This is a genomic window from Thermoactinospora rubra (assembly GCF_002093975.1).
GTDB classification, from domain to species: Bacteria; Actinomycetota; Actinomycetes; order Streptosporangiales; family Streptosporangiaceae; genus Nonomuraea; species Nonomuraea rubra_A.
On record NZ_KZ084326.1, the window covers coordinates 235,818 to 257,036 of the forward strand.

The window sequence follows — 21,219 nt, forward strand, 5'->3', positions numbered from 1 at the left end:
CCGGCATGGGAGAGATATCCGCAGTTCAGAGTATGTGATGACTGGCCAGGAATGGGCTGGCTCTCCCGGAATGGGAGAGGTAAAGCAACGACCGGGCACGGGTACAGGCCACGTACAGCACGCTACGCTCACGCTGCAGCACGCGCGCGCGGACACTCGGGCTGTCCGCGCCCGCGAGCGAGCCGGGATCCGGGACGACGCCCTCCGCCACCGCGAAGAGCGCGACGCGCTCGAACTCCAGCCCCTTGAGCCCGTGGAAGGTCGTCACCAGCACGTCGTGGCCGCGCAGCGCCTCGCGCCCGGCCCTGGCCAGCGACGCGGTGCGGGCCGCCACGGCGATCCGCCCGGGCGGCACCCCCTCGGCCAGCCACGCCTCGACGGTCCTGGCCAGCCCAGCGAGCTCGGCCTCGGGCGAGTCGTAGGCGCGCACCACCGGACGCTCGCCGTGCCACGCCGACCGCAGGCCGTACAGGCTGGCCACGCCCTTGACCAGCCCGTCGGCCGGGCCGCCGCCGCGCAGCCGCACGCCGAAGGACAGCAGCTCCTGCGGCAGCCGGTAGGACATGCGGAGCGTGTGCTGCACCGCGTGGATGCCGACGGACTCCAGTGTGACCCGGTGGTCGGTGACGCGCTGGTGGGGGTCGCCGACGATGAACAGGTCGTCGGGGGCGCGCGGCACCGCCGCGCGCAGCAGCTCCCACTGCGCCGGGCTGAGGTCCTGCGCCTCGTCCACCACGACGTGCCGGTACGGCCTGCGGGTCTGGCCCACGCCGTCGAGCAGGTCGCCGACGGGCGTGCCGAGCAGGCGCACGGCCTCCTCGGTCACCTCGGCGAGGGTCCGGGCGCCCGGCCCGACCAGCGGCGGCTGCCGCCCCTCGGCGTCGGCCACGATGCGCATGGCCAGGTGGTCGGGGTTGTCCACGTCGATGCGCTTGCGGACGACCGCGTCCTCCACCAGCGTGTCGAGCCGCCTGGTCAGCTCCTCGCGCAGCCCCTGGGAGAAGGTCGCCAGCAGCACGGGTCCCGAGCCGTGCGCGGCCAGGTGGGCGGCCCGGTGCAGGGCGATGAGGGTCTTGCCGGTGCCCACGCCGCCGGTGACGAGCACCGGATGGTCGTAGCGCGCCGCGCGGGCCAGGCGGTGCTGCGGCGGGTGCAGGAAGACGCACCAGCCGGGCGCCTGCAGCACGCGGTCCAGCTCGTCGGCGTCGCGCACGAACGCCGCCCGGTCAGGGCTGCGCAGCAGGGCGGCGTGCAGGTCGTCGACATCCACGCCGTGCCCGGGGTAGCCGGGAGGGTCGGGCTCGTCGACGGCCCTGCAGTCCTCCAGCTCCAGCCACGCCTCGGCCATGGTCCCGCCGCGCGCCAGCACGGCCAGCGGGCGGTACTGCGTGGGCGGCAGGTACGGCTCGACCGCCTCCACGTCGGCCTCGGTGGTGATGTGCCGGACCAGGGGCAGGATGCGCACGTCCAGGCCGAGGGCGAGCAGGTCGCCGTCGCAGATCGGGTCGAACAGCCGCGAGGCGCCCGCCGACCTGCGCAACGCGGGCTCCACGCGCTCTAACGCCTCGGCGTCCCACTCCTCGACCACGCCGATGACCGGGTTCACGCCGTAGCGGCGCCGCAGCGCGAACTCCCACGCCTCGGGCTCGGGCAGCAGCGCGACCAGCCAGTAGACCTCGCGCTGCCGTACGGCGACGCCCCGGTGGCCCTCGGCCAGCCGCAGCGTGGCGACGCGCGGGTCACGGCCGCCGCGCACCCGCTCGGGGTGCGGGGCGCCCGCGGCGTTGGCCAGGAAACGGCGCAGCGCGACCAGCACCTCCTTGCGCACCCCCGGCGCCAGCGCGGCGAGCGCCGGAGGGAAGTCGGGGCCGATCGCGAGGCGCGGCATGGCCGATCAGCCCAGCAGGGCGAGCAGATCGCGGTCGCCGCGCTCGCGGAGCCTGGACTGCAGGTCGGGCAGGCTCACCGGGCCGGTCATCCCGATCCTGGTGGCGATCACCCGGGCGGCCTGGTCGAGCGTGCCGCCGGGAGCCGTGTAGCCGACCAGGCGCAGGGCCTTGGTGATCGGCTCGGCGCCCTCGGAGGCCGCGGGCAGGTGACGCGCCCTGAGCACGCCCTCGTCGGACAGGGTCAGGAACAGGTGCCCGCCCTCCTTGGCGCCCACGTCGGCCAGCAGGCGGTCCATCGGCTCCAGCGCCGGGCGCGCGTGCCAGCTCATCGTCAGCTCGCCCGCGGCGCTGCGCACCGTGCGGCTCTCGCCGGGGTGGAGCCCCAGGTAGGCGGCGAACCCGGTGGGCAGCGGGCACTCCCCGCCCTCCAGCTGCTCCTTGGTCACGTCCACGCGCAGCCACCACCGGCCGTCGGGCTGGCGGAAGCACCGCTTGGTCAGCGAGACGTCCTTGAGCGCCTGGTACGGCCTGCCCTGCGGCTCCTCGGCGGGGGCCGGCGGGCTCGGCGCCTGCGCGGGCGCCTGGACCGGCGCCTGGGCGGCGGCGGGAACGGGAGCCTCGGCCTGGGCCTTCAGCGAGGCCAGGACGAAGTGCCAGGCGGGCACCTCCAGCGGGCGGACCTCCCACTTGTGCCACTCGTCCGCGCCGATGAGCTGCTCCTTGGACGGCGCGGGCCCGAGCGTGGCGCGCAGGTGGTCCAGGTGCCTGCGGTACGGCTCGGCCTGCGGCGAGGCGAGCCACTGCTGCAGGCGGGCGCGCAACCCGGCCTCGATGGCCTCCATCTCGGCCGGGGGCACGGCGAAGAGCTTGGCCAGCTGGTCGAGGGCGGACGGCTCGTCGGTGAAGACGCGGTTCTGGGCCACGGCCCAGGTCTTGTCGTCCAGCCCGGCGAAGGCGGCTTCCACCAGCTCGTGGAGGGGGTGGCGGGGCGGGACGGCCGGCGGCACGGGTGGCGGCGGCACGGGGGCGGGCGGCGGTTCCACCACGGGCGCGGGCTGGGGCGCCTCGACGGGCTCCGGCTGGGGAGCGGGGGCCTCCGGCACGGCCGGAGCGGGCCGCGGCGCTGCAGGCTGGGGGGCGGCCGCGGCGGGCTCGGGGGCGGCGGGCTCAGGGGTGGCGGGCTGCGGCGCGGGAGCCGCCTCGGCCGCCGCAGGGGCCTCTACAGCCGGAGCCTCGGCCGCCACAGGAGCCTTCGCGGGTGGAGCCTCGGCCGCGGGAGCCTCCACGGGTGGAGCCCCGGCCGCGGGAGCCTCCGCGGCCGGCTCGGCTTCCTCGGGAGCCGGTCCACCGGCCTCGGCCGCCGCCGGGACCGGCGCCGCGGCGGCCTCGTCTGCGGCGTCGTGCGCGGAAGCGGCCTCGGCCGCCACCGGAGCCTGGGCGGGAGCCGCCTCCGCCCGCCGGGCGGCCGGTTCGCGGATGGCCGGGGCCAGCCGTACCAGGGCGGCCGAGAACAGGGTGGCGATCACCGGCCGGGCCTGCACGAACGGCTGGTCCGCCAGCTCGCGCGCGGTCATGTTGAGCAGCCCCTGCCAGGAGCCCGCGCGGTCGAGCGCGATCGCCACGTGCGGCTCGTCGGCCTCCTCGGGGTCCAGCACGTGCAGCGCGGGCAGCACGTCGCCGACGGCGGCTGCCGGCCAGTGCTCGAGGGCGATCTCGGTCAGCAGCTCGCCCAGCGACTCCGGGCCGATGGCGGCCAGGACCTGAGGCATGGGCAGCGAGCGCCACCAGGCGTCGGGCAGGTCGGGGTGCGAGGTGAGGAGCGTGATCGTGGACGTGTCGCTCCACCTCAGCGGTGGTACGAGGTCACTCAGGCAGAATTTCATCCCGTTCCGTTCACCAGCCCCTCACACCGCCGTCGCGGCGCAGCCGTACTCTTGCCGCCAACGGAACAGACCATAGTCTGGCAAAACACCCACGTGCATCCCGCACTACGGATCAGCGCCGGACGGCGGCGAAGCGTAGGCGCACGTAGTCGGCCATCCATCCGGTCTCGCGCCGCAGGGCCGGCGCGGCCAGCTCGTTCACGCGCCTGAGCAGCGGGTCCACCAGGTCGGGCGGGAGTCCTTCGAGCAGGTTGGCGGCGAACATGCGCACCCAGTCGGCGGCGCCGCCCGGGCACTCGTCGAGCGGGGTGGGGCGGTCGAAGTACTCCAGGAGCCGGACGACGAAGCCGTGCTTCTCCAGGCGCCCGGCGTACTCGGCGGGGGAGGGGAAGTACCAGGGGAGGCCGGGCTCGGGCAGGCCGTACTCGCGCCACGCCGTGGACATCGCGGCGGTCAGCTCCGCGCAGTTGCCCGCGCCGCCCATCTCGGCCACGAACCGGCCGCCCGGCAGCAGCGCCTCGCGCACGTTCTCGATCACCCGCTCCGGGTCGCGGCTCATCCAGTGCAGCGCGGCGTTGGAGAAGACGGCGTCGTAGCCCTCGACCACGGTGAAGTCGTGGCCGTCGCCGACGATGAAGTCGATGCCGGGGAACTGGGCCAGGGCCTTCTCGATCATCGCGGGGGAGCCGTCGATGCCCAGCACCCGGGCTCCCCGCGACGCGATCTCCGCGGTCAGCACCCCCGTGCCGCAGCCCAGGTCGAGCACCCGCTCGCCGGGCTGCGGGTCGAGCAGTTCGACCAGGGGCGCGCCCTTGGCCGAGACGTATCCGAAACTGCTGTCGTAGGCGCGACTGTTCCACCGCGTCAGACTCGGTGTGTCGTAACGCAAGACAATCAGCTCACATTCTGAGACGTGGACCCCCTGTCGCCTCACTGTAGAGCTTGAATGTCTCTACGGCATATCAGTCACAACTGTGACTTTGTGCCTATTCAGGCAATCGCCTTGCCCCATTGCCGTTTCAGATAGCTCTTGGCGCGGTCGATCTGCGGGATCGTGAGGAGGACCGGCGGGCCGGGCGCGGCGGGCAGCTTGGCCGCCTGCGCGGTGTCGAGGCTGCCCTTCATCAGCATCGCCTCGGCGCGCGCCGGGCGGGCGAAGCCCTTCTGGAGCAGGTTCTGGCCCTCGTCGGAGAAGAGGAACTCCTCCCACAGCCGGGCCGCGGCCGGGTGCGGGGCGTTCTTGTTGATCGCCTGCACGTGATAGGCGCCCAGCGCGGCCTCACGCGGGATCGTCACCCGCCACGCCTCCGGGGCACGTGCGGCGCGCGCGGCGTTCACGTGGTCCCAGTCCAGCACCGTGTTGGCCGCCGTGGTCTTGGTCAGCCGGTCCTTCAGCCGGGCGAACAGCTCCACGCCCCTGACGGGCTCGGGCATCCCGTCGCGCATCGAGGCGGCCATCACCGCGTAGAAGCCCGACGCCTCGCGCACCGGGTCGCCCGGCAGGCCCACGGTGTAGCCGGGCTTGGCCAGGTCGGCGAAGGAGGAGGGCGCCGGGACCCTGCGCGGGTCGTAGCCGATGGACATGTAGCCGCCGTAGGCGGCGTACCAGGCCCCGTCGGGCTGCTTGACCTCGTCGGGCAGGTCCTGCCAGCCCTGGACCCGGTAGGGCGCGAACCGTGCCGCGTTGGCGACGGCCACGTCCAGCGTCAGCTCGAAGACGTCCGGCTCCAGCTCCTGGGCGGCCTCGATCTGCCGCCGGCTGCTCGCGGTGGGCTCCAGCTCGTTGACCTTGATACCGTACCGGTCGGAGAAGGTGTCGACGATCTCGCCGTAGTTCACCCAGTCGCGGGGCAGGCCGATGACGTTGAGCTGCCCTTCCTTCTTCGCGGCCGCGGCCAGCCGCTCCATGGTCGAAAAGCCGTCCTTCAGCGAGGCGGCGTGGACGTCGACGGCGGGCATGGACTCGTCCACCGCGCTCGGCGAGCCGCAGCCGGCCGCCAGGGCCAGGGCGAGAAGCAGTGTTCTACGCTTAGTCACATATCGAATACTTATCGTTGATCACGCCCAGGTCGAGGAGGCACGACCTTGGCCGCGACCAGCGTGTCCCGCGTGATCTCCACGAGCGTCCCGTCGCGCTTGCGCACGCGCAGCACGTCGCCCTCCCACGACTCCAGCACGCCCACCGCGTCGCTGAAGCCGCCGGGCACGCGCCTCCTGGTGGTCACCCGGGACCCGACGTCGGCGGGCGTTATCGCGACGACGAGGCGACCGGCCACGAGTTTTCACCCCCTGCTTTTCACCCCCTGCGTTTCCGCTCATCGGCGGGCGCGGCAATACTAGGGCGTAGCAAACCGCGGTCGGAGTCGTGAAGGAGCTCGAGGTGACCTACGTCATCGCGCAGCCTTGCGTGGACGTGCTGGACAAGGCGTGCATCGAGGAATGCCCTGTCGATTGCATCTACGAGGGCGAGCGCATGCTTTACATCCACCCCGACGAGTGCGTGGACTGCGGCGCTTGCGAGCCCGTCTGCCCGGTTGAGGCCATCTTCTACGAAGACGACCTGCCCGAGCAGTGGAAGGACTTCTACAAGGCCAACGTGGAGTTCTTCGACGAGCTCGGCTCGCCGGGAGGCGCTTCCAAGGTCGGTAAGATCGACAGGGATCACCCGATCGTGGCCGCTCTCCCGCCGCAGGAGGCGGACCACTGACGAGCGGGCGCGCCGGCCGGGTCGCCCTTGGCGGGCCCGGAGCTGAGGCGTGCCGCGGAGGAGCCGCGTGAACAAGCTGCCCGACTTCCCGTGGGACCGGCTGGAGCCGTACAAGGAGCGCGCCAGGGAGCACCCCGGCGGCATGGTCGACCTGTCCGTCGGCACGCCCGTCGACCCGGTGCCGCCCGCCGTCCAGGAGGCGCTGGCGCGGGCCGCCGACAGCCCCGGCTACCCGCTGACGCACGGCACCAGGGAGCTCCGCGCCGCCGCCGCGAGCTGGCTGCTGCGCCGTCACGGGGTGGGCGTCGACCGGGCCGACGTGCTCCCGCTGATCGGCTCCAAGGAGTTCGTCGCCTGGCTGCCGACCTATCTGGGCGCCACGCACGTGGTCTTCCCCGAGCTGGCCTACCCCACCTACGACGTGGGCGCGCGGCTGGCCGGCGCACGCGGCACGGCCGCCGACGGGCTGCTGGCGCTGGGACCCGAGCGGGTGGACCTGGTGTGGGTGAACTCGCCGTCCAACCCGACCGGCCGCGTGCTGCCGGTGGAGCACCTGCGCAAGGTCGTCGCCTGGGCGCGCGAGCGCGGCGCCGTGGTGGCCTCCGACGAGTGCTACATCGAGCTCGGCTGGGAGGAGCAGCCGGTCTCCATCCTCCATCCCGACGTCTGCGGCGGCTCCCACGAGGGCCTGCTGGCCGTCCACTCGCTGTCCAAGCGGTCCAACCTGGCCGGCTACCGGGCCGGGTTCGTCACCGGCGACCCGCTGCTGGTCAAGCGGCTGCTGGAGATCCGCAAGCACGGCGGCATGCTGATGCCGGCGCCGGTGCAGGCCGCCATGGCGGCCGCGCTCGACGACGACGCGCACGCCGAGGAGCAGCGCGCCCGCTACGCCGCCCGCCGGGCGAAGCTGCGGCCCGCCCTGGAGAAGGCCGGCTGGCAGATCGAGCACTCGGTGGCGGGGCTGTACCTGTGGGCCACCAACGGGGCGGACTGCTGGGAGCAGGTGCGCCAGCTCGCCGAAATCGGCATTTTGGCCGCGCCGGGTGATTTCTACGGAACCGCAGGCAGCAGGCACATCCGGATCGCCCTGACGGCCACGGACGAGCGCATCGATGCGGCGGTCACCAGGCTCCTATAGGATGCCCCGGCATGAGCACGTCCTCCATGGTCGTACTCGGGCTCAGCATCGCCACGGTGGTCCTGCTGCTCGGCGCCTTCGTCGCGACCATGCGCCAGGACAGGAAGGGCCGCGCGCCCCGGCCGGCCAAATCCCCTCCCGCCGAGAAGCCGGTGGCCGCGCCGGTGCCTGACTACATCGACCCGCGCACGATCAAGGTCGGCGACCTCATCGAGATCCACGGCGCGCCCTGGCGGGTCAGGGGCGCGATGCACATCTCCTGGCAGGGCCAGCAGTGGACCGAGTACCTGGTCGAGGACGCCCTGCGCCGCCGCCAGTGGGTCTCGGTGGAGGTACGGCAGGGCCTGGCCTCCGGCGACCCGCCGCACCTGGAGGTCCTCATGTGGACCGAGGTGCCGACCCAGGGCATGGTGCCCGCCAAGAGCATGCTGATCATGGAGGGTGTGGAGTTCTTCCCCATCGAGCGCGGCACGGCCGCGTTCAAGTCCGAGGGCGAGACCGGCGCCCCCGAGCGCGGCCTGATGGACTTCGCCGACTACCGCGCCTCCGACGGCCGCCTGCTGTCCTTCAGCCGCGTCCAGGGCGGCCCGTGGACCGCCAGCTACGCCCACCCCCTCCCGCCCGGCTCGATCTCGCTGCTCAGCCGGGCCTCCTGAGCTTTCCCGACCCCGGGCCTTCACGACAGGGCCAGGTCGGTCCCCTGGGCGCCGCCGGAGCTGTCCGTCCACGTGCCCGGATGCGCCGACCAGGTCGCGCCGCCGAACGTCACGCGGCGCAGGCCGTACTTGTCGGCGTGTGCCACCCACCACGCGGCCATCAGCCACCCGCGCCTGGGCGAGCTGACCGAGGTGTCGCCCAGCGCCCTGACCAGGTCGCGCCGGGCGCGCTCGGTCTCGGGCGAGCGCGTGGGGGAGGGGGTGGCCGGCGGCGGGTAGACGCAGTGCACGGCCCTGGGCACCCGGCCGGTGAAGGCGGCGGCCAGGATGCGGGCGTCCTCCTCGTGGTCGGCGTAGGCGTAGCCGCCGGCCGACCGCTGGACCGCCTGCGCGGCCTCCTCGATGGGCAGCTTGCGGTAGTTCTTCACCTTCACCAGCTCGGCGAAGAAGCGGTTCGTCGCGTAGACCGGGTCCATGATCTGCTTGCGCGTCCCCCAGCCCTGGGAGGGACGCTGCTGGAACACGCCCAGCGAGTCGCGGTCGCCGTAGTCGAGGTTGTAGAGCTTGGACTCCTGGATGGCCGTGGCGTAGGCGATGACGACGGCCCGCTCGGGCAGGCGGCGGCGGGCCGCCACGGCGGCGATGGTCGCCGCGATCTGCGCCTGCTCGACCTCGAGGGCGCGCTCGCCGAGCGGGGTCTTGACGGTGCATCCCGCGGCCTCGGTCGTGAACGGCTCGACCTTCCTCAGCAGGTTGTACAGCAGCACGCTGATGGCCACCGCGAGCACGACGACGACGGCCACGATGGTGACGACGGATCGAGACAGACGCAGCCGCACTCTGAAGAACCTACCGCCGTCTCGCGCGGCGTGAGGCGGATAAGCTCCCTGCCCATGAGCAACAGGTACGCCAGCCCCCTCCCGGCGGCCGTCGACGAGCTGTGGGAACGCCGCGCGGAGCTGTCCCCCGGAGACTCGGCGGCCCGTGGCGTCGTGGTCGGCGCCGTCGACCTGCTCGACGCGGGCAAGGCCCGGGTGGCCTTCGTCGCCGACGACGGCGAGGTCGTCGTGGACGAGCGCGCCAAGAGGGCGATCCTGCTCAGCTTCAAGGTCCTCGGCATGGCCAGGTCGCAGGTGGGGGATTTCCAGCACCATGACCGGATTCCACTGAAAACCAGGTTCGAAGGGGTCCGCGTGGTTCCGGGAGCGATCGCGCGCTGGGGGTCGTACCTGGCGCCCGGCGTGGTGCTCATGCCGTCGTTCACCAACATCGGCGCCTACGTCGGCGAGGGGACCATGGTCGACACGTGGGCCACGGTCGGGTCGTGCGCCCAGGTCGGCAGCAACGTGCACCTGTCGGGCGGCGTGGGCGTCGGCGGCGTGCTGGAGCCGCCGAACGCGGTGCCCGTCGTGATCGAGGACGACGCGCTGATCGGCAGCCGCGCCATGATCGTGGAGGGCGCGCGGGTGGGCCGCGGCGCGGTGGTCGGCGCGGGCACGATCCTGTCGGCCTCCATGCCGGTGATCGACGTGCAGACCGGCGAAGAGCTCGGCCGGGGCAGGATCCCCGACTGGTGCGTGGCCGTCGGCGGCACGCGGCAGAAGCAGTTCCCCGGCGGCACGTACGGCCTGCCGTGCGTCCTGGTGCTCAAGCGCCTGGAGCCCGGCCAGCGGCACGACAAGGCGGCGCTCAACGACGTCCTGCGCGAGCACGGGGTGAACACGTGAAGCTCGAACTGTCCCAAGACGTGCGCACGCTGACCGCGGCCATCGTCGACGTCGAGTCGGTGAGCGGGAACGAGAAGGCGCTGGCCGACGCCGTGGAGGCGGCGCTGCGGACGCTGCCGCACCTGAGCGTGGCGCGCTCGGGCGAGACGATCGTGGCCCGCACCGAGCTGGGGCGGCCCGACCGCGTGCTGATCGCCGGGCACCTGGACACCGTGCCCGTCGCGGGCAACCTGCCCAGCCGCGTGGTGGGCGACCTGCTGTACGGCTGCGGCGCCTCGGACATGAAGGCGGGCGTCGCCGTGGCGCTCAAGCTCGCCCACGCCCTGAAATATCCGTCCAAGGACGTCACCTACGTCTTCTACGACTGCGAAGAGGTCGAAGCCGAGCGCAACGGGCTGAACCGCATCGCCAAGGAGCACCCCGACTGGCTCGCCGCCGACTTCGCCGTGCTCATGGAGCCGACCGACGGCGTGATCGAGGGCGGCTGCCAGGGCACGCTGCGCGCCGAGATCACCGTGCCCGGCAAGCGCGCCCACAGCGCCAGGTCGTGGTTCGGGGTCAACGCCATCCACGGCGCGGCCGAGGTGCTGAACCGCCTCACCTCCTACGAGCCGCGCCGCCCGGTGGTCGACGGCCTGCAGTACCACGAGGGGCTCAACGCGGTGGGGATCCGCGGCGGGGTGGCCGGGAACGTGATCCCCGACGAGTGCGTCGTCACCGTGAACTACCGCTTCGCCCCGGATCTGTCGCTGGAGCAGGCCCGCGAGCACGTGCTGGAGGTCTTCGACGGCTACCGGGTCGCCTTCACCGACGGGGCGCCCGCGGCCCGGCCGGGGCTGACCCATCCGGTGGCGGCGGCGTTCGCGGCGGCCGTCGGCGGCGCCCCCAGGGCCAAGCTGGGCTGGACGGACGTGGCGCGCTTCGCCGAGCTGGGCGTGCCGGCGGTCAACTACGGCCCCGGCGACCCGAACCTGGCCCACCAGCGGGAGGAGCACGTCTCGCTCCAGCAGGTCGTGGCCGCCGAGCGGGCGATGGTCGCCTGGCTGACGGGCCCCGCAAAGTGAAAGTGGCTCTCCTCGCCGGCCATTTGGCGGGGAGAGCCACTTTCAGTCCCGAGCAGCACCCTCGGTCCTTAGACGCACGGCTCTCGAAATCCGGTTCCGCGCTTCTTCCAAGATTTTTCCGGGCCGTGCCCGGCGAGTTTGGACACGGCCTCGCCGGTAAGCGCACCAGTCATGGAGCAGGGCATTAGCGTGGCCGATATGCCAAACAAGCGTCGGGAACGCCGTCAGGGACAGGCCGTGGTCCGCGGCAGGCTCGTCCCCTCCTCCACTCACGACCAGCGTCTGCTCGCCCGCCAGGGGCCCGCCGACTGGGTCCACATGGACCCGTGGCGCGTGATGCGCATCCAGGCGGAGTTCGTCGAGGGCTTCGGCCAGCTCGCCGAGCTTCCCCCCGCGGTCTCGGTGTTCGGATCCGCCAGGACCAAGGAGGGCACGCCGGACTACGACATGGCCAGGGACCTGGGCGCGGCGCTGGCCCGAGCCGGTTACGCGGTCATCACCGGCGGCGGCCCCGGCATCATGGAGGCGGGCAACCGCGGCGCGTCGGAGGCCGGCGGCATCTCCGTGGGGCTGGGCATCGAGCTGCCCTTCGAGCAGCGCATGAACGACTACGTGGACCTCGGCATCGAGTTCCGCTACTTCTTCGTCCGCAAGACCATGTTCGTGAAGTACTCCTGCGGCTTCATCGCGCTGCCGGGCGGCTTCGGCACGCTGGACGAGCTGTTCGAGGCGCTCACGCTGGTCCAGACGCGCAAGGTCACGTCCTTCCCCGTGGTGCTGATGGGCACGGAGTTCTGGGGCGGGATGCTGGAGTGGATCAAGAGCTCGCTGCTGGACACCGGCAAGATCGCACCGGAGGACATGGACCTCATCCACCTCACCGACGACGTCGAGGAGGCGGTGAGCATCATCGTGGAGGCCGACCGGGCACGGTCGCGGCAGCTCGCGGAGGAGGCGGAGGCGGCCGCCGCCCAGGACGCCGAGCCGCAATAGGCTCCTGTTTCGTGAATGTCTGTGTCTATTGCTCCTCCAGCGAGAAGATCGACCGGAAATACGTGAAGCTGGCCGAGGAGGTCGGCGACCGGCTCGCCCGGCGCGGCCACACGCTCGTCAGCGGCGGCGCCACCGTCTCGTGCATGGGCGCCGTCACGCGGGCGGCGCGGGCCGCGGGCGGGCGGACCATCGGCGTGATCCCGCAGACGCTGGTGGACATCGAGATCGCCGACCGCGACTCCGACGAGCTGATCGTCACGGCCGACATGCGGGAGCGCAAGGGGATCATGGACGCGCGCTCCGACGCCTTCCTGGTGCTGCCGGGCGGCATCGGCACGCTGGAGGAGCTCTTCGAGATCTGGAGCTCCCGCGTGCTCGGCCTCCACGACCGGCCGCTGGTGGTCCTGGACCCGTGGGGCCTGTTCGACCCCCTGCGCAAGCTGATCGACGACCTCTACGAGAGCGGGTTCACGCGGGCCAACGTGTTCGACGCGATCTCGTGGACCTCCTCGGTGGACGAGGCGTTCCACCTGCTGGAGAGCGGCACGGTGCACCTGGAGCCGAGCGCGGGGGAGGTCGGCGAGGCCGGGGGCTGAGCGCGTCAGGCCAGTCCGCGCCGCGCCAGCGCCGGAGGGCGGCGACCGGCCAGGGAGTCGGTCATGTCCAGCGCCAGCCGTACCTCCTCGGCGTGCTCGGTCACGAACACCGCGGCGCCGTGCCAGCGGTGCACGGCCGCGGCGGCGAGCGCGGCGTCGAGCTCGGCGGGCAGCACGACCAGCGGGGTCGCGCCGCGGGCGGCCAGCTCGGCCACGTCAGCGGGCGACCGCGCGGGGGTCCAGGCGGGATCCACGGGTGCGCCGGGGCTGACGACTACGGGCCTCATGCGTCGATCGTACGAGTACGATTCCAGTGTGCTGGTCGTACTCGCCATCGCCGCAGTGGCCGTGCTGGTGTGCGTCGTGCTGGTCTCGCTGGGCAAGGGCGGTGAGCTGACCGAGTTCCCGCCGGACGTGCCGCCGCTCAACCTGCCCGAGCCGAGCCAGCTGTCGGCGGTGGACTTCATGGCGCTGCAGCTGCCGGTCAACCTCGTCGGCTACCACACGCAGTCGGTGGACGAGACGCTGCGGCGCGCCGCCAGCGCCATCAGCGCCCGCGACACCAGGATCGCCGTGCTGGAGCAGCGGGTCTCCGAGCTGCTGGCCAGCAGGCTGCAGGCCCGCCAGGAGGTGCACGCGGCCCCCGGCGCCGGCCTGCGCACGCAACACGAGCCGCGCCCGCCGGAGAGCGCGCTGGTGCTCGCCGAGACCGAGGCGGCGCCCGCGGCCACGAGGCTCGACCCGTACGGCGAGGCGATCGTCCGGCCGCGCCTGCCCGCCGACGCCGAGGAGCCCGCCTCCCGGAAGCCTCGGGAGCGGGCGGACGACGAGGCGCCGAGCGACCACCTGGAGGAGGCGGACGGCAAGGCCGGCGACGGGAACGACGGCAGCACCGACAGCAAGGACTCGGACGGCACAGGCGCGGACGAGGCCGGCGAGCAGGGCAGGGCGGACGGCAGCGCCGACGGCAGGGACGACGGCAGGGACGACGACAGGGACGACGACAGGGACAAGGTGGACGAGCAGCGGTGAGCGAGGTCGTCCGCTGCGACTGGGGCGTCATGCCCCCGATCTACGTCGCCTACCACGACGAGGAGTGGGGCCGCCCGGTCCGCGGCGACGACCGCGTCTTCGAGCGCGTGACCCTGGAGGCCTTCCAGTCGGGCCTGTCCTGGCTGACGATCCTGCGCAAGCGCGAGAACTTCCGACGCGCTTTCGACGGCTTCTCCATCCCCAAGGTGGCCGCCTACACCGAGCGCGACGTCGAGCGCCTGCTCGCCGACGAGGGGATCGTGCGCAACCGCGCCAAGATCCTCGCCGCGATCACCAACGCCAGGGCCGCCCTCGACCTGCCCGGCGGCCTGTCGGACCTGGTCTGGCGCTACCACGACCCCGACGCGCCGGCGCCCAGGACCATGGCCGACGTCCCGGCGTCCACGCCCGCCTCCAAGGCGCTGGCCAAGGAGCTGAAGCGGCACGGCTTCGTCTTCGTCGGCCCGACCACCGCCTACGCGCTGATGCAGGCCATCGGCATCGTCAACGACCACATCGAGGGGTGCGTCGCCCGCTAGTGGCCCTTGAAGACCGGCGTCTGCTTGGCCAGGAAGGCCCGCGTGGCGTTGAGGTGGTCCTCGGTCGCGGCGCAGGCGTCCTGCAGCTCGGCCTCCATCGCCAGGGCCTCCTCCAGCGTGTGGGTGGCCGCGTAGTGCAGCGCCCGCCGGGTGGCCGCGTACGCCTTGGTCGGGCCCTGCGCCAGCCGTACGGCGAGCTCGTGGGCGGTCTTGAGCAGGTCCTCGGCGGGGACCACGCGCGTGACCACGCCCAGCTCCAGCGCCCGGGCGGCGTCCAGCTGCTCGCCCAGCAGCAGCATCTCGGCGGCGCGGGCCGGGCCGACCAGGCGCTGCAGCGTCCACGAGGCGCCGGAGTCGGGCGCGAGGCCGATCGCGGAGAACGCCATGGCGAAGCGCGCCTTCTCGGTGGCCACCCGCAGGTCACAGGCGAAGGCCAGGGAGGCGCCCGCGCCGGCCGCCACGCCGTTCACCGCGGCGACGACGGGCTTGTCCATCGTGGTGATCAGCTCGACGATCGGGTTGTAGTGCACGCGGACCGTGTTGGCCAGGCCGCGCCCGTGCTCGAGGTTGTCGGCGTGCTCGCGCAGGTCCTGCCCGGCGCAGAACGCCTTGCCCGAGCCGGTCAGCAGCACCGCGCGGACCGACGGCTCGGTGGCCGCCCTGGCCAGGGCGTCGAGCAGGGCCTTCTTCATCGGCGCGGTGAGTGAGTTCATCGCCTCCGGGCGGTCCAGGGTGACGGTGGCGACGGCGTCGGCGACGTCATAGCGGATCACTGCAGCTCCCTCTCTACGAAGGCGGCGGCGGCGGGCAGCAGGCGGGCCGCCTCGTGCTCGAAGTATGCCCGCGCCTTCTCGCCCGGCCACCCCGCCGGGAGCAGCTCGTGCGGCAGGCCGGGGTCACGAAACAGGAAGTTGCGCCACCCGTGGACCAGCCTGCTGCGGGTGGCGAACACCTCGTCGTCGGAGGCGTCCTCGGGCAGCGCGCCCACCAGCGCCTCGGCCTCGGCCAGCCACTGCTCGTAGGCCTGGCCGATCGACGCGAGGTCCCACGCCCGCGCCACCAGCTCGCGCGGGTCGCCCTCCAGCTCGGCGTGGAAGCGGTCCACGCGCAGGCCGTCCAGCAGCCCCTCCAGCTCGGGGGAGGGGCGCGGACCCAGCCACGTGGTGTCCGACAGCGGCGCGTACCCCAGGAAGGCCAGGTCGGAGCGGAGCCGCTCGCGGCGCGTCCGGTCGCGCACCGGCTGCAGGACGACCAGGTGCCACCGTCCCGACCAGGGCGGCGAGCCCGATCGGTAAATTCTCCGCGCGGCCTCGTCCAAGCGGGTAACGCCCTTGGCGGTCAGCGCGTAGCCGGGCCCCTGGGGCAGCCGGACGGGGGTCAGCCAGCCCTGCCTGACCATGCGCGAAACCGCCGTGCGCACGGCGGGTGCGGCGATGTCGAGGGGAGCCAGCAGCCGCACGAGCGCGGCCACCGAGGCTCGCCCGCCACGGGACCGCAGATGGTCTCCGTAGAGGTCGAACAGCGCGCTGCGTGCGTTCACGAAGACCAGTTTGTATGCCTTCGCGACCATCGACAACGCATTCTGGGAGGAGATCGTTACCCATCAGGGCCCTGGATGCGGGAGAATAGGACATCACAGAAGACGTGAATGCGTCGGGCACCGACCCGGGAGGCCGGCATGACCGGTCCGCGGTGGCCCCAGGCAGGAAGGGATGCACGCATGGCGGCGATGAAGCCGCGGACCGGCGACGGTCCGCTCGAGGTCACCAAGGAAGGGCGCGGCATTGTCATGCGCGTTCCGCTGGAGGGTGGCGGTCGGCTCGTCGTGGAGATCTCGGCGGACGAGGCAAAGGCGCTGGGTGAGGCGCTGAAGAACGTCGTCGGCGGCTAGCCCACGATCAGCCTCAGCATGCCTATCGAGACCAGCGTGTCCGTGGCCGCCGCGGCGCCAGCCGACGCCGAGCTGCTCGCGGTGCCCTACACCAGCGAGCTGCGCCCCGACGTCGAAGACCTGCCGTTGCCGCCGGCCGACCTGCTCGCTCACTACGAAGCCAAGGGCGAGGCCGGCGAGATCGTCGAGGTGCCCGTCGCGCGAGAAGCGGGCGTCGGCAGGATCCTGCTGTACGGCGTGGGCGACGGCTCCCCGAAGGCGCTGCGCCGGGCGGCCGCGGCGCTGGTCCGACGGGTGAAGGGCCGCCGGTCCCTGACCGTCGTGCTGCCCGAGGGCGACGCGGCCGCCTTCGCCGAGGCCGCGCTGCTGGCGGCCTACCACTTCAAGATCGGGTCCGCGGAGGGCAAGAAGCCCGTGCGCGAGCTGACGTTCGCCGGGGCGGCGCACGACGCCGTGCGCCGAGGCGAGACCGTCGCCCGCGCGGTCGCCCTGGCCCGCGACCTGGCCAACACCCCCTCGTCGGTGAAGACCCCCGCCTGGCTCGCCGACCGGGCCGCCGAGCAGGGGCTGCCCGTCCGCGTGTGGGACGAGGAGGCGCTGCAGGCCGAGGGCTTCGGCGGCATCGTGGCCGTGGGCCGCGGCTCGGCCAGGCCGCCCCGGCTCATCCAGCTGTCCTACGAGCCCGGCTCCTACGACAAGCACGTGGTGCTGGTCGGCAAGGGCATCACCTTCGACTCGGGCGGCCTGTCCCTCAAGCCGACCGACAACATGAAGTTCCAGAAGACCGACATGGCGGGCGGCGCCGTCGTCATCGCGGTCATGGGCGCGCTCGCCCGGCTGGGCGCCCGGGTCCGGGTGACCGGCCTCGTCGCCGCCGCCGAGAACATGCCCTCCGGTACGGCGCAGCGGCCCAGCGACGTCATCAGGATCTACGGCGGCAAGACCGTCGAGGTGCTCAACACCGACGCCGAGGGACGGCTCGTGCTGGCCGACGCCATGGCCTACGCCGACGCCCGGCTCGATCCCGACGCGATCGTCGACATCGCCACGCTGACCGGAGCCATCACGGTCGCGCTGGGGCGCAACGTCGGAGCCGTCTACTCCACCGACGACGTGCTGGCCAAGGAGCTCATCGAGTCCGGCGCGGCCAGCGACGACCGGCTGTGGCGCATGCCGCTGATCGAGGACTACACGCCGGCGCTGGAGTCGTCGATCGCCGACCTGGCCAACGTCGAGCAGGGCGCGAGGTTCGGGGCGGGGTCCATCACGGCCGCGCTGTTCCTGCGGGAGTTCGCGGGCGGGCGGCCCTGGGCGCATCTCGACATCGCGGGTGTCGGGCGCAGCACGGTCGACGAGGGCGTGCTGTCGAAGGGGGCGACCGGGTTCGGGGTGCGGTTGCTGCTCGACTGGCTCAGCCGTACCTGACCCTCCGTCGGGAGGCGATCAGGAGGCGATCTTGACGGCGGCGAGCAGGCCGTCGCCCACCGGCAGCAGCACCGGGCGCAGCCGCTCGTCGGCCTGCACCAGCTTGCCCAGCTCGCGCACCGCCACCGTGTCGGGGTCGCGCTGGGTGGGGTCGGCCACGCGGTGGTGCCACAGCGCGTTGTCGAAGGCGACCACGCCGCCCACACGCAGCAGCCGGATCGCCTCGCTGAGGTAGTCGGCGTACTCCTGCTTGGCCGCGTCGGCGAAGACCAGGTCGTAGCCGCCGTCCGACAGGCGCGGCAGCACGTCCAGGGCGCGGCCCGTGATCAGCCGGATCCGGCTGCCGGAAAAGCCCGCCTCGGCGAAGGCCTGCTTGGCCAGGCGCTGGTGCTCCAGCTCGATGTCCACGCTCGTCAGCGTCCCGTCGGGGCGCATGCCGCGCAGCAGCCAAAGCCCGGAGACGCCGCAGCCCGTGCCGATCTCCACCACCGCCCTGGCGTTGACGGCGGTGGCGATGAAGCACAGCGCCGCGCCACCGCCCGGAAGGATCGGCACGGCGCCCATCTCCAGGCCGCGCTGCCGGGCCGCGCGCAGAATGTCGTCCTCCGCTACGAACGACTCCGCATAGGCCAAAGTGGCCTCTACCGGGCTGGTCATCGGCCTCCTCCCTCCGTTTGGGGCGTTTAATCACCGATCGCAGCCTAGGGGAGACGCGCCGGGACGGGAACTCACGTACGCCTCGCGGCGTTGCAGGTTTAAACGGGCTTTGCCGGTCCTCAAGGCGGCAGTGCGCACGAAGGGACGAAACCAGGCACTATGGCGGTAGCGGTGGTCCCAGAGAGAGGAGTGCTGGTGGACGCGAGCGACCACCAGGTGTCCGAGTGGACTCCTCCTACCTGGGAGGAGGTCGTGCGTGAGCATTCCGCGCGCGTATACCGATTGGCCTACCGGCTGACCGGCAACGTCCACGACGCGGAGGACCTCACCCAGGAGGTCTTCGTCCGGGTCTTCAGGTCGTTGTCGAGCTACCAGCCGGGCACGTTCGAGGGCTGGCTGCACAGGATCACGACGAACCTGTTCCTCGACATGGCGCGGCGCAGGCAGCGCATCCGGTTCGAGGGACTGGCCGACGACGCGGCCGAGCGGCTGCGCGGGCGTGAGCCCTCGCCGGCCCAGGCGTTCGACGACGCGCACCTCGAGCCGGACATCCAGGCCGCGCTCGACGCGCTCGCTCCGGAGTTCCGCGCCGCGGTGGTGTTGTGCGACATCGAGGGCCTGTCTTATGAGGAGATCGCGGCCACGCTCGGCGTGAAGCTGGGCACGGTCCGCAGCAGGATCCACCGTGGCAGGGCGCAACTGCGGGAGGCGCTGGAGCACCGCGCGCCCCGCCATCTCCCCCCGCCAATCGGAACTCGTGGGGAGGAAGTCTGAAATGTCGCATCTTGGAGAGAACGTTTCAGCTCTGGTCGACGGTGAGCTGAGCCATGTCGAGCGCGAACGCGCGCTCGCCCATCTGACCTTCTGCGCTGACTGCCGCCGTGAAGTCGAGTCGATGCGGGCGCTGAAGTCGCGCCTGCGCTCGCTCGACGGTCCACCGACGCCGGCCGACCTGACGATGTCCTTGCTGCGCATGGGTGAGCCCGGCGGGCCGCTGCCCCCGAGGGAGCGCCCTTTTCCGGCACGCACCTTCGGTGGGGTGCCGCTGCCCGGGCCGCGGAGCATCGGCCCCCTGGCCCCGGTGGACAACCGCCCGCGCCGCGACTCGGGAGCCGGCTCTGGCCCTGGGCGTAGGCGCCGCCGTACCTATGTCGCGGTCGGTGTCGTGTCCGCCGCGGTCGCCATCGGCACCTTCTTCGCCACGGTCGGCAATCCCGACCCCACGCCTCCGCCCGCCGACCTGCAGGTGCACAAGACGAGCGTGCCGTAGGCAGGCCCTGGCTCAGCCAGCATGCCCAGGGGCATACGATCGGTTTACGTCTCCCGTATGTCCCGGGCGTCAAGATTGGCTGTGGCCGAGCAAGGAGTGGTGAGGACCTACATGACCGACGAGACGCGCCCCGAAGAAGGACGCACGCCGTCGTCGGAAGAGCCCACACAGCAGCAGGAGCGGCCGGAGTTCCGCCCGGCTCAGGACGGTGGGTGGGGTGACCCGTCCGGCAGGTCGGGTGACACGGCGATCCTGGGCTCGCCGTCCGGTTCCTCCTACGGCGATCCCGGGCCCGGCTACGGCGATGCCGGTTCCTCCTACGGTGACTCCAGGCCCGGCTACGGCGATTCAGGTCCCTCTTACGGCGATTCCAGGCCCGGGTACGGCGCCGCGCCGGGCTACGGCGGCGTGCCGGGCGGTGGTGTGCCGGGCGGTGGTGTGCCGAGCGGTGGCCAGAGCGCCATGCCCGGGAGCATGCCGGGTGGCATGCCCGGTTCCATGTCGGGACCCCTGCCCCCGCCTCCGCAGCGCGCTCTCGGCATGGGGCCCGGCTGGGCCCCGCCGCCTCCCGCGCACACCGGGGCGTCCGCCTCCGGCCGCGGCGCGCCCGCCACGGGCGTGCTCGTCGCGCTGGCGGTGATCATCTCCCTGGTCGCGGGCGGGATCGGCAGCGTGGGCACGTACCTGCTCACCCGCGACTCCTCCGGCACCGACCCCAGCTACACCCTGGGCCCGATCCCGACCGGCGCCACGAGCCGGCCGCCGGAGTCCATCGCGGGAGTCGCCGCCCGCGTCCTGCCCAGCGTGGTCTCCCTCGAGGTGGGCAACGGCACCAGGACCGAAGGCGCCACCGGCTCCGGCTTCCTGATCAAGGGCGGCTACATCGTCACGAACAACCACGTGGTCGAGATGGCGGCCTCGGGCGGCGAGATCAAGATCCTCTACAACAACCGCCAGACCACCGGGGGCCGCATCGTCGGCCGCGACCCCGGCTCCGACCTCGCCGTCGTCAAGCCCGAGCAGACCTTCGGCACGCCCGAGATCCCGCTGGGCAACTCCGACCAGATCGTCGTCGGCGACACCGTCATCGCGATCGGCTCCCCGCTGGGCCTCACCGGCACGGTCACCACCGGCATCGTCAGCTCGCTGAACCGCCCCGTGGTCGCCGGCCAGGAGAGCGCCCGCCAGCCGGAGGACGTCGCCTACATCAGCGCGATCCAGACCGACGCGGCCATCAACCCCGGCAACTCCGGCGGCCCCCTGGTCAACGTCAACGGTGAGGTCGTCGGCGTCAACTCGGCCATCGCCACCCTCGGCCGCTCGGCGTCCGCCGAGGGCGGCAACATCGGCCTGGGCTTCGCCATCCCCAGCAACCAGGCCAGGCGCGTCGCCGAGGAGCTCATCAAGTACGGCAAGGCCAAGAAGCCCCGCATCGGCATCGTGCTCGACCCCGAGTACAACGGCCAGGGCGTCCGCATCGCCACCACGCCCGAGCAGGGCCGCCAGCCGGTCGAGGCGGGCGGTCCCGCTGCCAAGGCCGGCCTCAAGCCGGGTGACGTCATCCTGGAGGTCGACGGGCTGCGTCTGCAGAACAGCGAGGAGCTCATCGCGCTGATCCGCAGCAAGACCCCCGGATCCAAGATCACCATCAAGTACCAGCGTGACGGCCAGGAGAAGACCGCCACGCTCACCGTGATGGGCGAGGAGGATCCCGCCGCGTCTCCATCTCCTTCCTAACCTGTCTTAGGCTGG

General features: G+C 72.5%; 24 protein-coding genes. 14 read left to right on the forward strand and 10 right to left on the reverse strand.

Annotated elements, in window-relative coordinates; all coding sequences use genetic code 11:
• Positions 1–25: 25 nt before the first annotated feature.
• The 5 genes from BSB02_RS05420 to BSB02_RS05440 form a co-directional block, all read right to left on the reverse strand.
• Positions 26–1,888, reverse strand: coding sequence for a UvrD-helicase domain-containing protein (locus BSB02_RS05420; RefSeq protein WP_084957411.1), 1,863 nt, complete (start codon positions 1,886–1,888; stop codon positions 26–28).
• Positions 1,889–1,894: 6 nt separating this feature from the next.
• Entirely contained in the window at positions 1,895–3,772 is a 1,878-nt protein-coding gene (locus BSB02_RS05425) for a hypothetical protein (RefSeq protein ID WP_084957413.1), read from the reverse strand.
• A gap of 112 nt (positions 3,773–3,884) precedes the next feature.
• The gene (locus BSB02_RS05430) at positions 3,885–4,661 is read right to left on the reverse strand and encodes a class I SAM-dependent methyltransferase (RefSeq protein ID WP_084957415.1); all 777 of its coding nucleotides are present in this window, start codon (positions 4,659–4,661) and stop codon (positions 3,885–3,887) included.
• 101 nt (positions 4,662–4,762) lie between these two features.
• Positions 4,763–5,809: an ABC transporter substrate-binding protein gene (locus tag BSB02_RS05435; RefSeq protein ID WP_240506198.1), complete on the reverse strand. Its 1,047-nt coding sequence runs from the start codon at positions 5,807–5,809 to the stop codon at positions 4,763–4,765.
• Positions 5,810–5,820: 11 nt separating this feature from the next.
• Complete coding sequence (locus tag BSB02_RS05440) at positions 5,821–6,048, reverse strand: putative acetyltransferase (RefSeq protein WP_084957419.1); 228 nt, start codon at positions 6,046–6,048, stop codon at positions 5,821–5,823.
• A gap of 104 nt (positions 6,049–6,152) precedes the next feature.
• Between BSB02_RS05440 and fdxA the strand changes: the two genes are divergently transcribed.
• From fdxA to BSB02_RS05455, 3 genes are all read left to right on the forward strand, one after another.
• Positions 6,153–6,479: a ferredoxin gene (gene fdxA, locus BSB02_RS05445; protein ID WP_084957616.1), complete on the forward strand. Its 327-nt coding sequence runs from the start codon at positions 6,153–6,155 to the stop codon at positions 6,477–6,479.
• Positions 6,480–6,546: 67 nt separating this feature from the next.
• Complete coding sequence (gene dapC, locus BSB02_RS05450; RefSeq protein ID WP_084957421.1) at positions 6,547–7,617, forward strand: succinyldiaminopimelate transaminase; 1,071 nt, start codon at positions 6,547–6,549, stop codon at positions 7,615–7,617.
• An 11-nt stretch (positions 7,618–7,628) separates the two neighbouring features.
• Positions 7,629–8,273, forward strand: a complete 645-nt coding sequence (locus BSB02_RS05455; protein ID WP_084957423.1) for a DUF4178 domain-containing protein — start codon at positions 7,629–7,631, stop codon at positions 8,271–8,273.
• A gap of 20 nt (positions 8,274–8,293) precedes the next feature.
• On the opposite strand, the gene BSB02_RS05460 is transcribed toward BSB02_RS05455, so the two are convergent.
• A complete protein-coding gene (locus BSB02_RS05460; protein ID WP_206184515.1) occupies positions 8,294–9,112 on the reverse strand; it encodes a hypothetical protein in 819 nt (272 codons plus the stop codon).
• Positions 9,113–9,166: 54 nt separating this feature from the next.
• Here BSB02_RS05460 and BSB02_RS05465 point away from each other — a divergent pair, with 54 nt between their 5' ends.
• From BSB02_RS05465 to BSB02_RS05480, 4 genes are all read left to right on the forward strand, one after another.
• Entirely contained in the window at positions 9,167–10,000 is an 834-nt protein-coding gene (locus BSB02_RS05465) for a 2,3,4,5-tetrahydropyridine-2,6-dicarboxylate N-succinyltransferase (RefSeq protein WP_084957425.1), read from the forward strand.
• A complete protein-coding gene (gene dapE / locus BSB02_RS05470; protein ID WP_084957427.1) occupies positions 9,997–11,064 on the forward strand; it encodes a succinyl-diaminopimelate desuccinylase in 1,068 nt (355 codons plus the stop codon). Before BSB02_RS05465 ends, dapE begins: the two co-directional genes overlap by 4 nt.
• Before the next feature lie 198 nt (positions 11,065–11,262).
• Complete coding sequence (locus tag BSB02_RS05475) at positions 11,263–12,057, forward strand: LOG family protein (RefSeq protein ID WP_084957429.1); 795 nt, start codon at positions 11,263–11,265, stop codon at positions 12,055–12,057.
• An 11-nt stretch (positions 12,058–12,068) separates the two neighbouring features.
• Positions 12,069–12,653, forward strand: coding sequence for an LOG family protein (locus BSB02_RS05480; protein WP_084957431.1), 585 nt, complete (start codon positions 12,069–12,071; stop codon positions 12,651–12,653).
• A gap of 5 nt (positions 12,654–12,658) precedes the next feature.
• On the opposite strand, the gene BSB02_RS05485 is transcribed toward BSB02_RS05480, so the two are convergent.
• On the reverse strand, positions 12,659–12,940 hold the full coding sequence (locus BSB02_RS05485; RefSeq protein ID WP_084957433.1) for a hypothetical protein: 282 nt from the start codon (positions 12,938–12,940) through the stop codon (positions 12,659–12,661).
• A 28-nt stretch (positions 12,941–12,968) separates the two neighbouring features.
• Between BSB02_RS05485 and BSB02_RS05490 the strand changes: the two genes are divergently transcribed.
• Together BSB02_RS05490 and BSB02_RS05495 are read left to right on the forward strand one after the other, a co-directional pair.
• Complete coding sequence (locus BSB02_RS05490) at positions 12,969–13,685, forward strand: hypothetical protein (protein WP_084957435.1); 717 nt, start codon at positions 12,969–12,971, stop codon at positions 13,683–13,685.
• Positions 13,682–14,224: a DNA-3-methyladenine glycosylase I gene (locus tag BSB02_RS05495; RefSeq protein ID WP_084957437.1), complete on the forward strand. Its 543-nt coding sequence runs from the start codon at positions 13,682–13,684 to the stop codon at positions 14,222–14,224. The genes BSB02_RS05490 and BSB02_RS05495 overlap by 4 nt, the downstream gene beginning before the upstream one ends.
• On the opposite strand, the gene BSB02_RS05500 is transcribed toward BSB02_RS05495, so the two are convergent.
• Positions 14,221–14,997 carry an enoyl-CoA hydratase-related protein gene (locus tag BSB02_RS05500; RefSeq protein WP_084957439.1) on the reverse strand — a complete coding sequence of 259 codons (777 nt, stop codon included), beginning with the start codon at positions 14,995–14,997 and terminating at the stop codon, positions 14,221–14,223. The two genes, BSB02_RS05495 and BSB02_RS05500, sit on opposite strands and share 4 nt — an antisense overlap.
• Positions 14,994–15,764 carry a PaaX family transcriptional regulator gene (locus tag BSB02_RS05505; RefSeq protein ID WP_084957620.1) on the reverse strand — a complete coding sequence of 257 codons (771 nt, stop codon included), beginning with the start codon at positions 15,762–15,764 and terminating at the stop codon, positions 14,994–14,996. The genes BSB02_RS05500 and BSB02_RS05505 overlap by 4 nt, the downstream gene beginning before the upstream one ends.
• A gap of 180 nt (positions 15,765–15,944) precedes the next feature.
• Here BSB02_RS05505 and BSB02_RS05510 point away from each other — a divergent pair, with 180 nt between their 5' ends.
• Positions 15,945–16,115 carry a DUF3117 domain-containing protein gene (locus tag BSB02_RS05510; RefSeq protein ID WP_084957441.1) on the forward strand — a complete coding sequence of 57 codons (171 nt, stop codon included), beginning with the start codon at positions 15,945–15,947 and terminating at the stop codon, positions 16,113–16,115.
• An 18-nt stretch (positions 16,116–16,133) separates the two neighbouring features.
• Positions 16,134–17,540: a leucyl aminopeptidase gene (locus BSB02_RS05515; protein WP_084957443.1), complete on the forward strand. Its 1,407-nt coding sequence runs from the start codon at positions 16,134–16,136 to the stop codon at positions 17,538–17,540.
• Between the two features lie 18 nt (positions 17,541–17,558).
• Here the strand turns inward: BSB02_RS05515 and BSB02_RS05520 are convergent, their stop codons facing one another.
• Positions 17,559–18,197: an O-methyltransferase gene (locus BSB02_RS05520; protein ID WP_084957445.1), complete on the reverse strand. Its 639-nt coding sequence runs from the start codon at positions 18,195–18,197 to the stop codon at positions 17,559–17,561.
• A gap of 159 nt (positions 18,198–18,356) precedes the next feature.
• On the opposite strand from BSB02_RS05520, the gene sigE reads away from it, so the two are divergent.
• From sigE to BSB02_RS05535, 3 genes are all read left to right on the forward strand, one after another.
• Positions 18,357–18,971 (forward strand): RNA polymerase sigma factor SigE, encoded by a 615-nt coding sequence (gene sigE, locus BSB02_RS05525; RefSeq protein WP_084957447.1) that lies wholly within the window; start codon positions 18,357–18,359, stop codon positions 18,969–18,971.
• A gap of 1 nt (position 18,972) precedes the next feature.
• On the forward strand, positions 18,973–19,467 hold the full coding sequence (locus BSB02_RS05530) for an anti-sigma factor family protein (RefSeq protein WP_084957449.1): 495 nt from the start codon (positions 18,973–18,975) through the stop codon (positions 19,465–19,467).
• 99 nt (positions 19,468–19,566) lie between these two features.
• Entirely contained in the window at positions 19,567–21,204 is a 1,638-nt protein-coding gene (locus tag BSB02_RS05535; protein ID WP_158088558.1) for a S1C family serine protease, read from the forward strand.
• Positions 21,205–21,219: the final 15 nt, after the last annotated feature.

Coding starts and splice junctions, on each gene's coding strand:
- BSB02_RS05420 (WP_084957411.1), bottom strand. CDS start 1,888: ATGCCGCGCCTCGCGATCGGCCCCGACTTCCCTCCGGCGCTCGCCGCG.
- BSB02_RS05425 (WP_084957413.1), bottom strand. CDS start 3,772: ATGAAATTCTGCCTGAGTGACCTCGTACCACCGCTGAGGTGGAGCGAC.
- BSB02_RS05455 (WP_084957423.1), top strand. CDS start 7,629: ATGAGCACGTCCTCCATGGTCGTACTCGGGCTCAGCATCGCCACGGTG.
- BSB02_RS05465 (WP_084957425.1), top strand. CDS start 9,167: ATGAGCAACAGGTACGCCAGCCCCCTCCCGGCGGCCGTCGACGAGCTG.
- BSB02_RS05475 (WP_084957429.1), top strand. CDS start 11,263: ATGCCAAACAAGCGTCGGGAACGCCGTCAGGGACAGGCCGTGGTCCGC.
- BSB02_RS05485 (WP_084957433.1), bottom strand. CDS start 12,940: ATGAGGCCCGTAGTCGTCAGCCCCGGCGCACCCGTGGATCCCGCCTGG.
- BSB02_RS05510 (WP_084957441.1), top strand. CDS start 15,945: ATGGCGGCGATGAAGCCGCGGACCGGCGACGGTCCGCTCGAGGTCACC.
- BSB02_RS05515 (WP_084957443.1), top strand. CDS start 16,134: ATGCCTATCGAGACCAGCGTGTCCGTGGCCGCCGCGGCGCCAGCCGAC.
- BSB02_RS05520 (WP_084957445.1), bottom strand. CDS start 18,197: ATGACCAGCCCGGTAGAGGCCACTTTGGCCTATGCGGAGTCGTTCGTA.
- sigE (WP_084957447.1), top strand. CDS start 18,357: ATGGCGGTAGCGGTGGTCCCAGAGAGAGGAGTGCTGGTGGACGCGAGC.
- BSB02_RS05530 (WP_084957449.1), top strand. CDS start 18,973: ATGTCGCATCTTGGAGAGAACGTTTCAGCTCTGGTCGACGGTGAGCTG.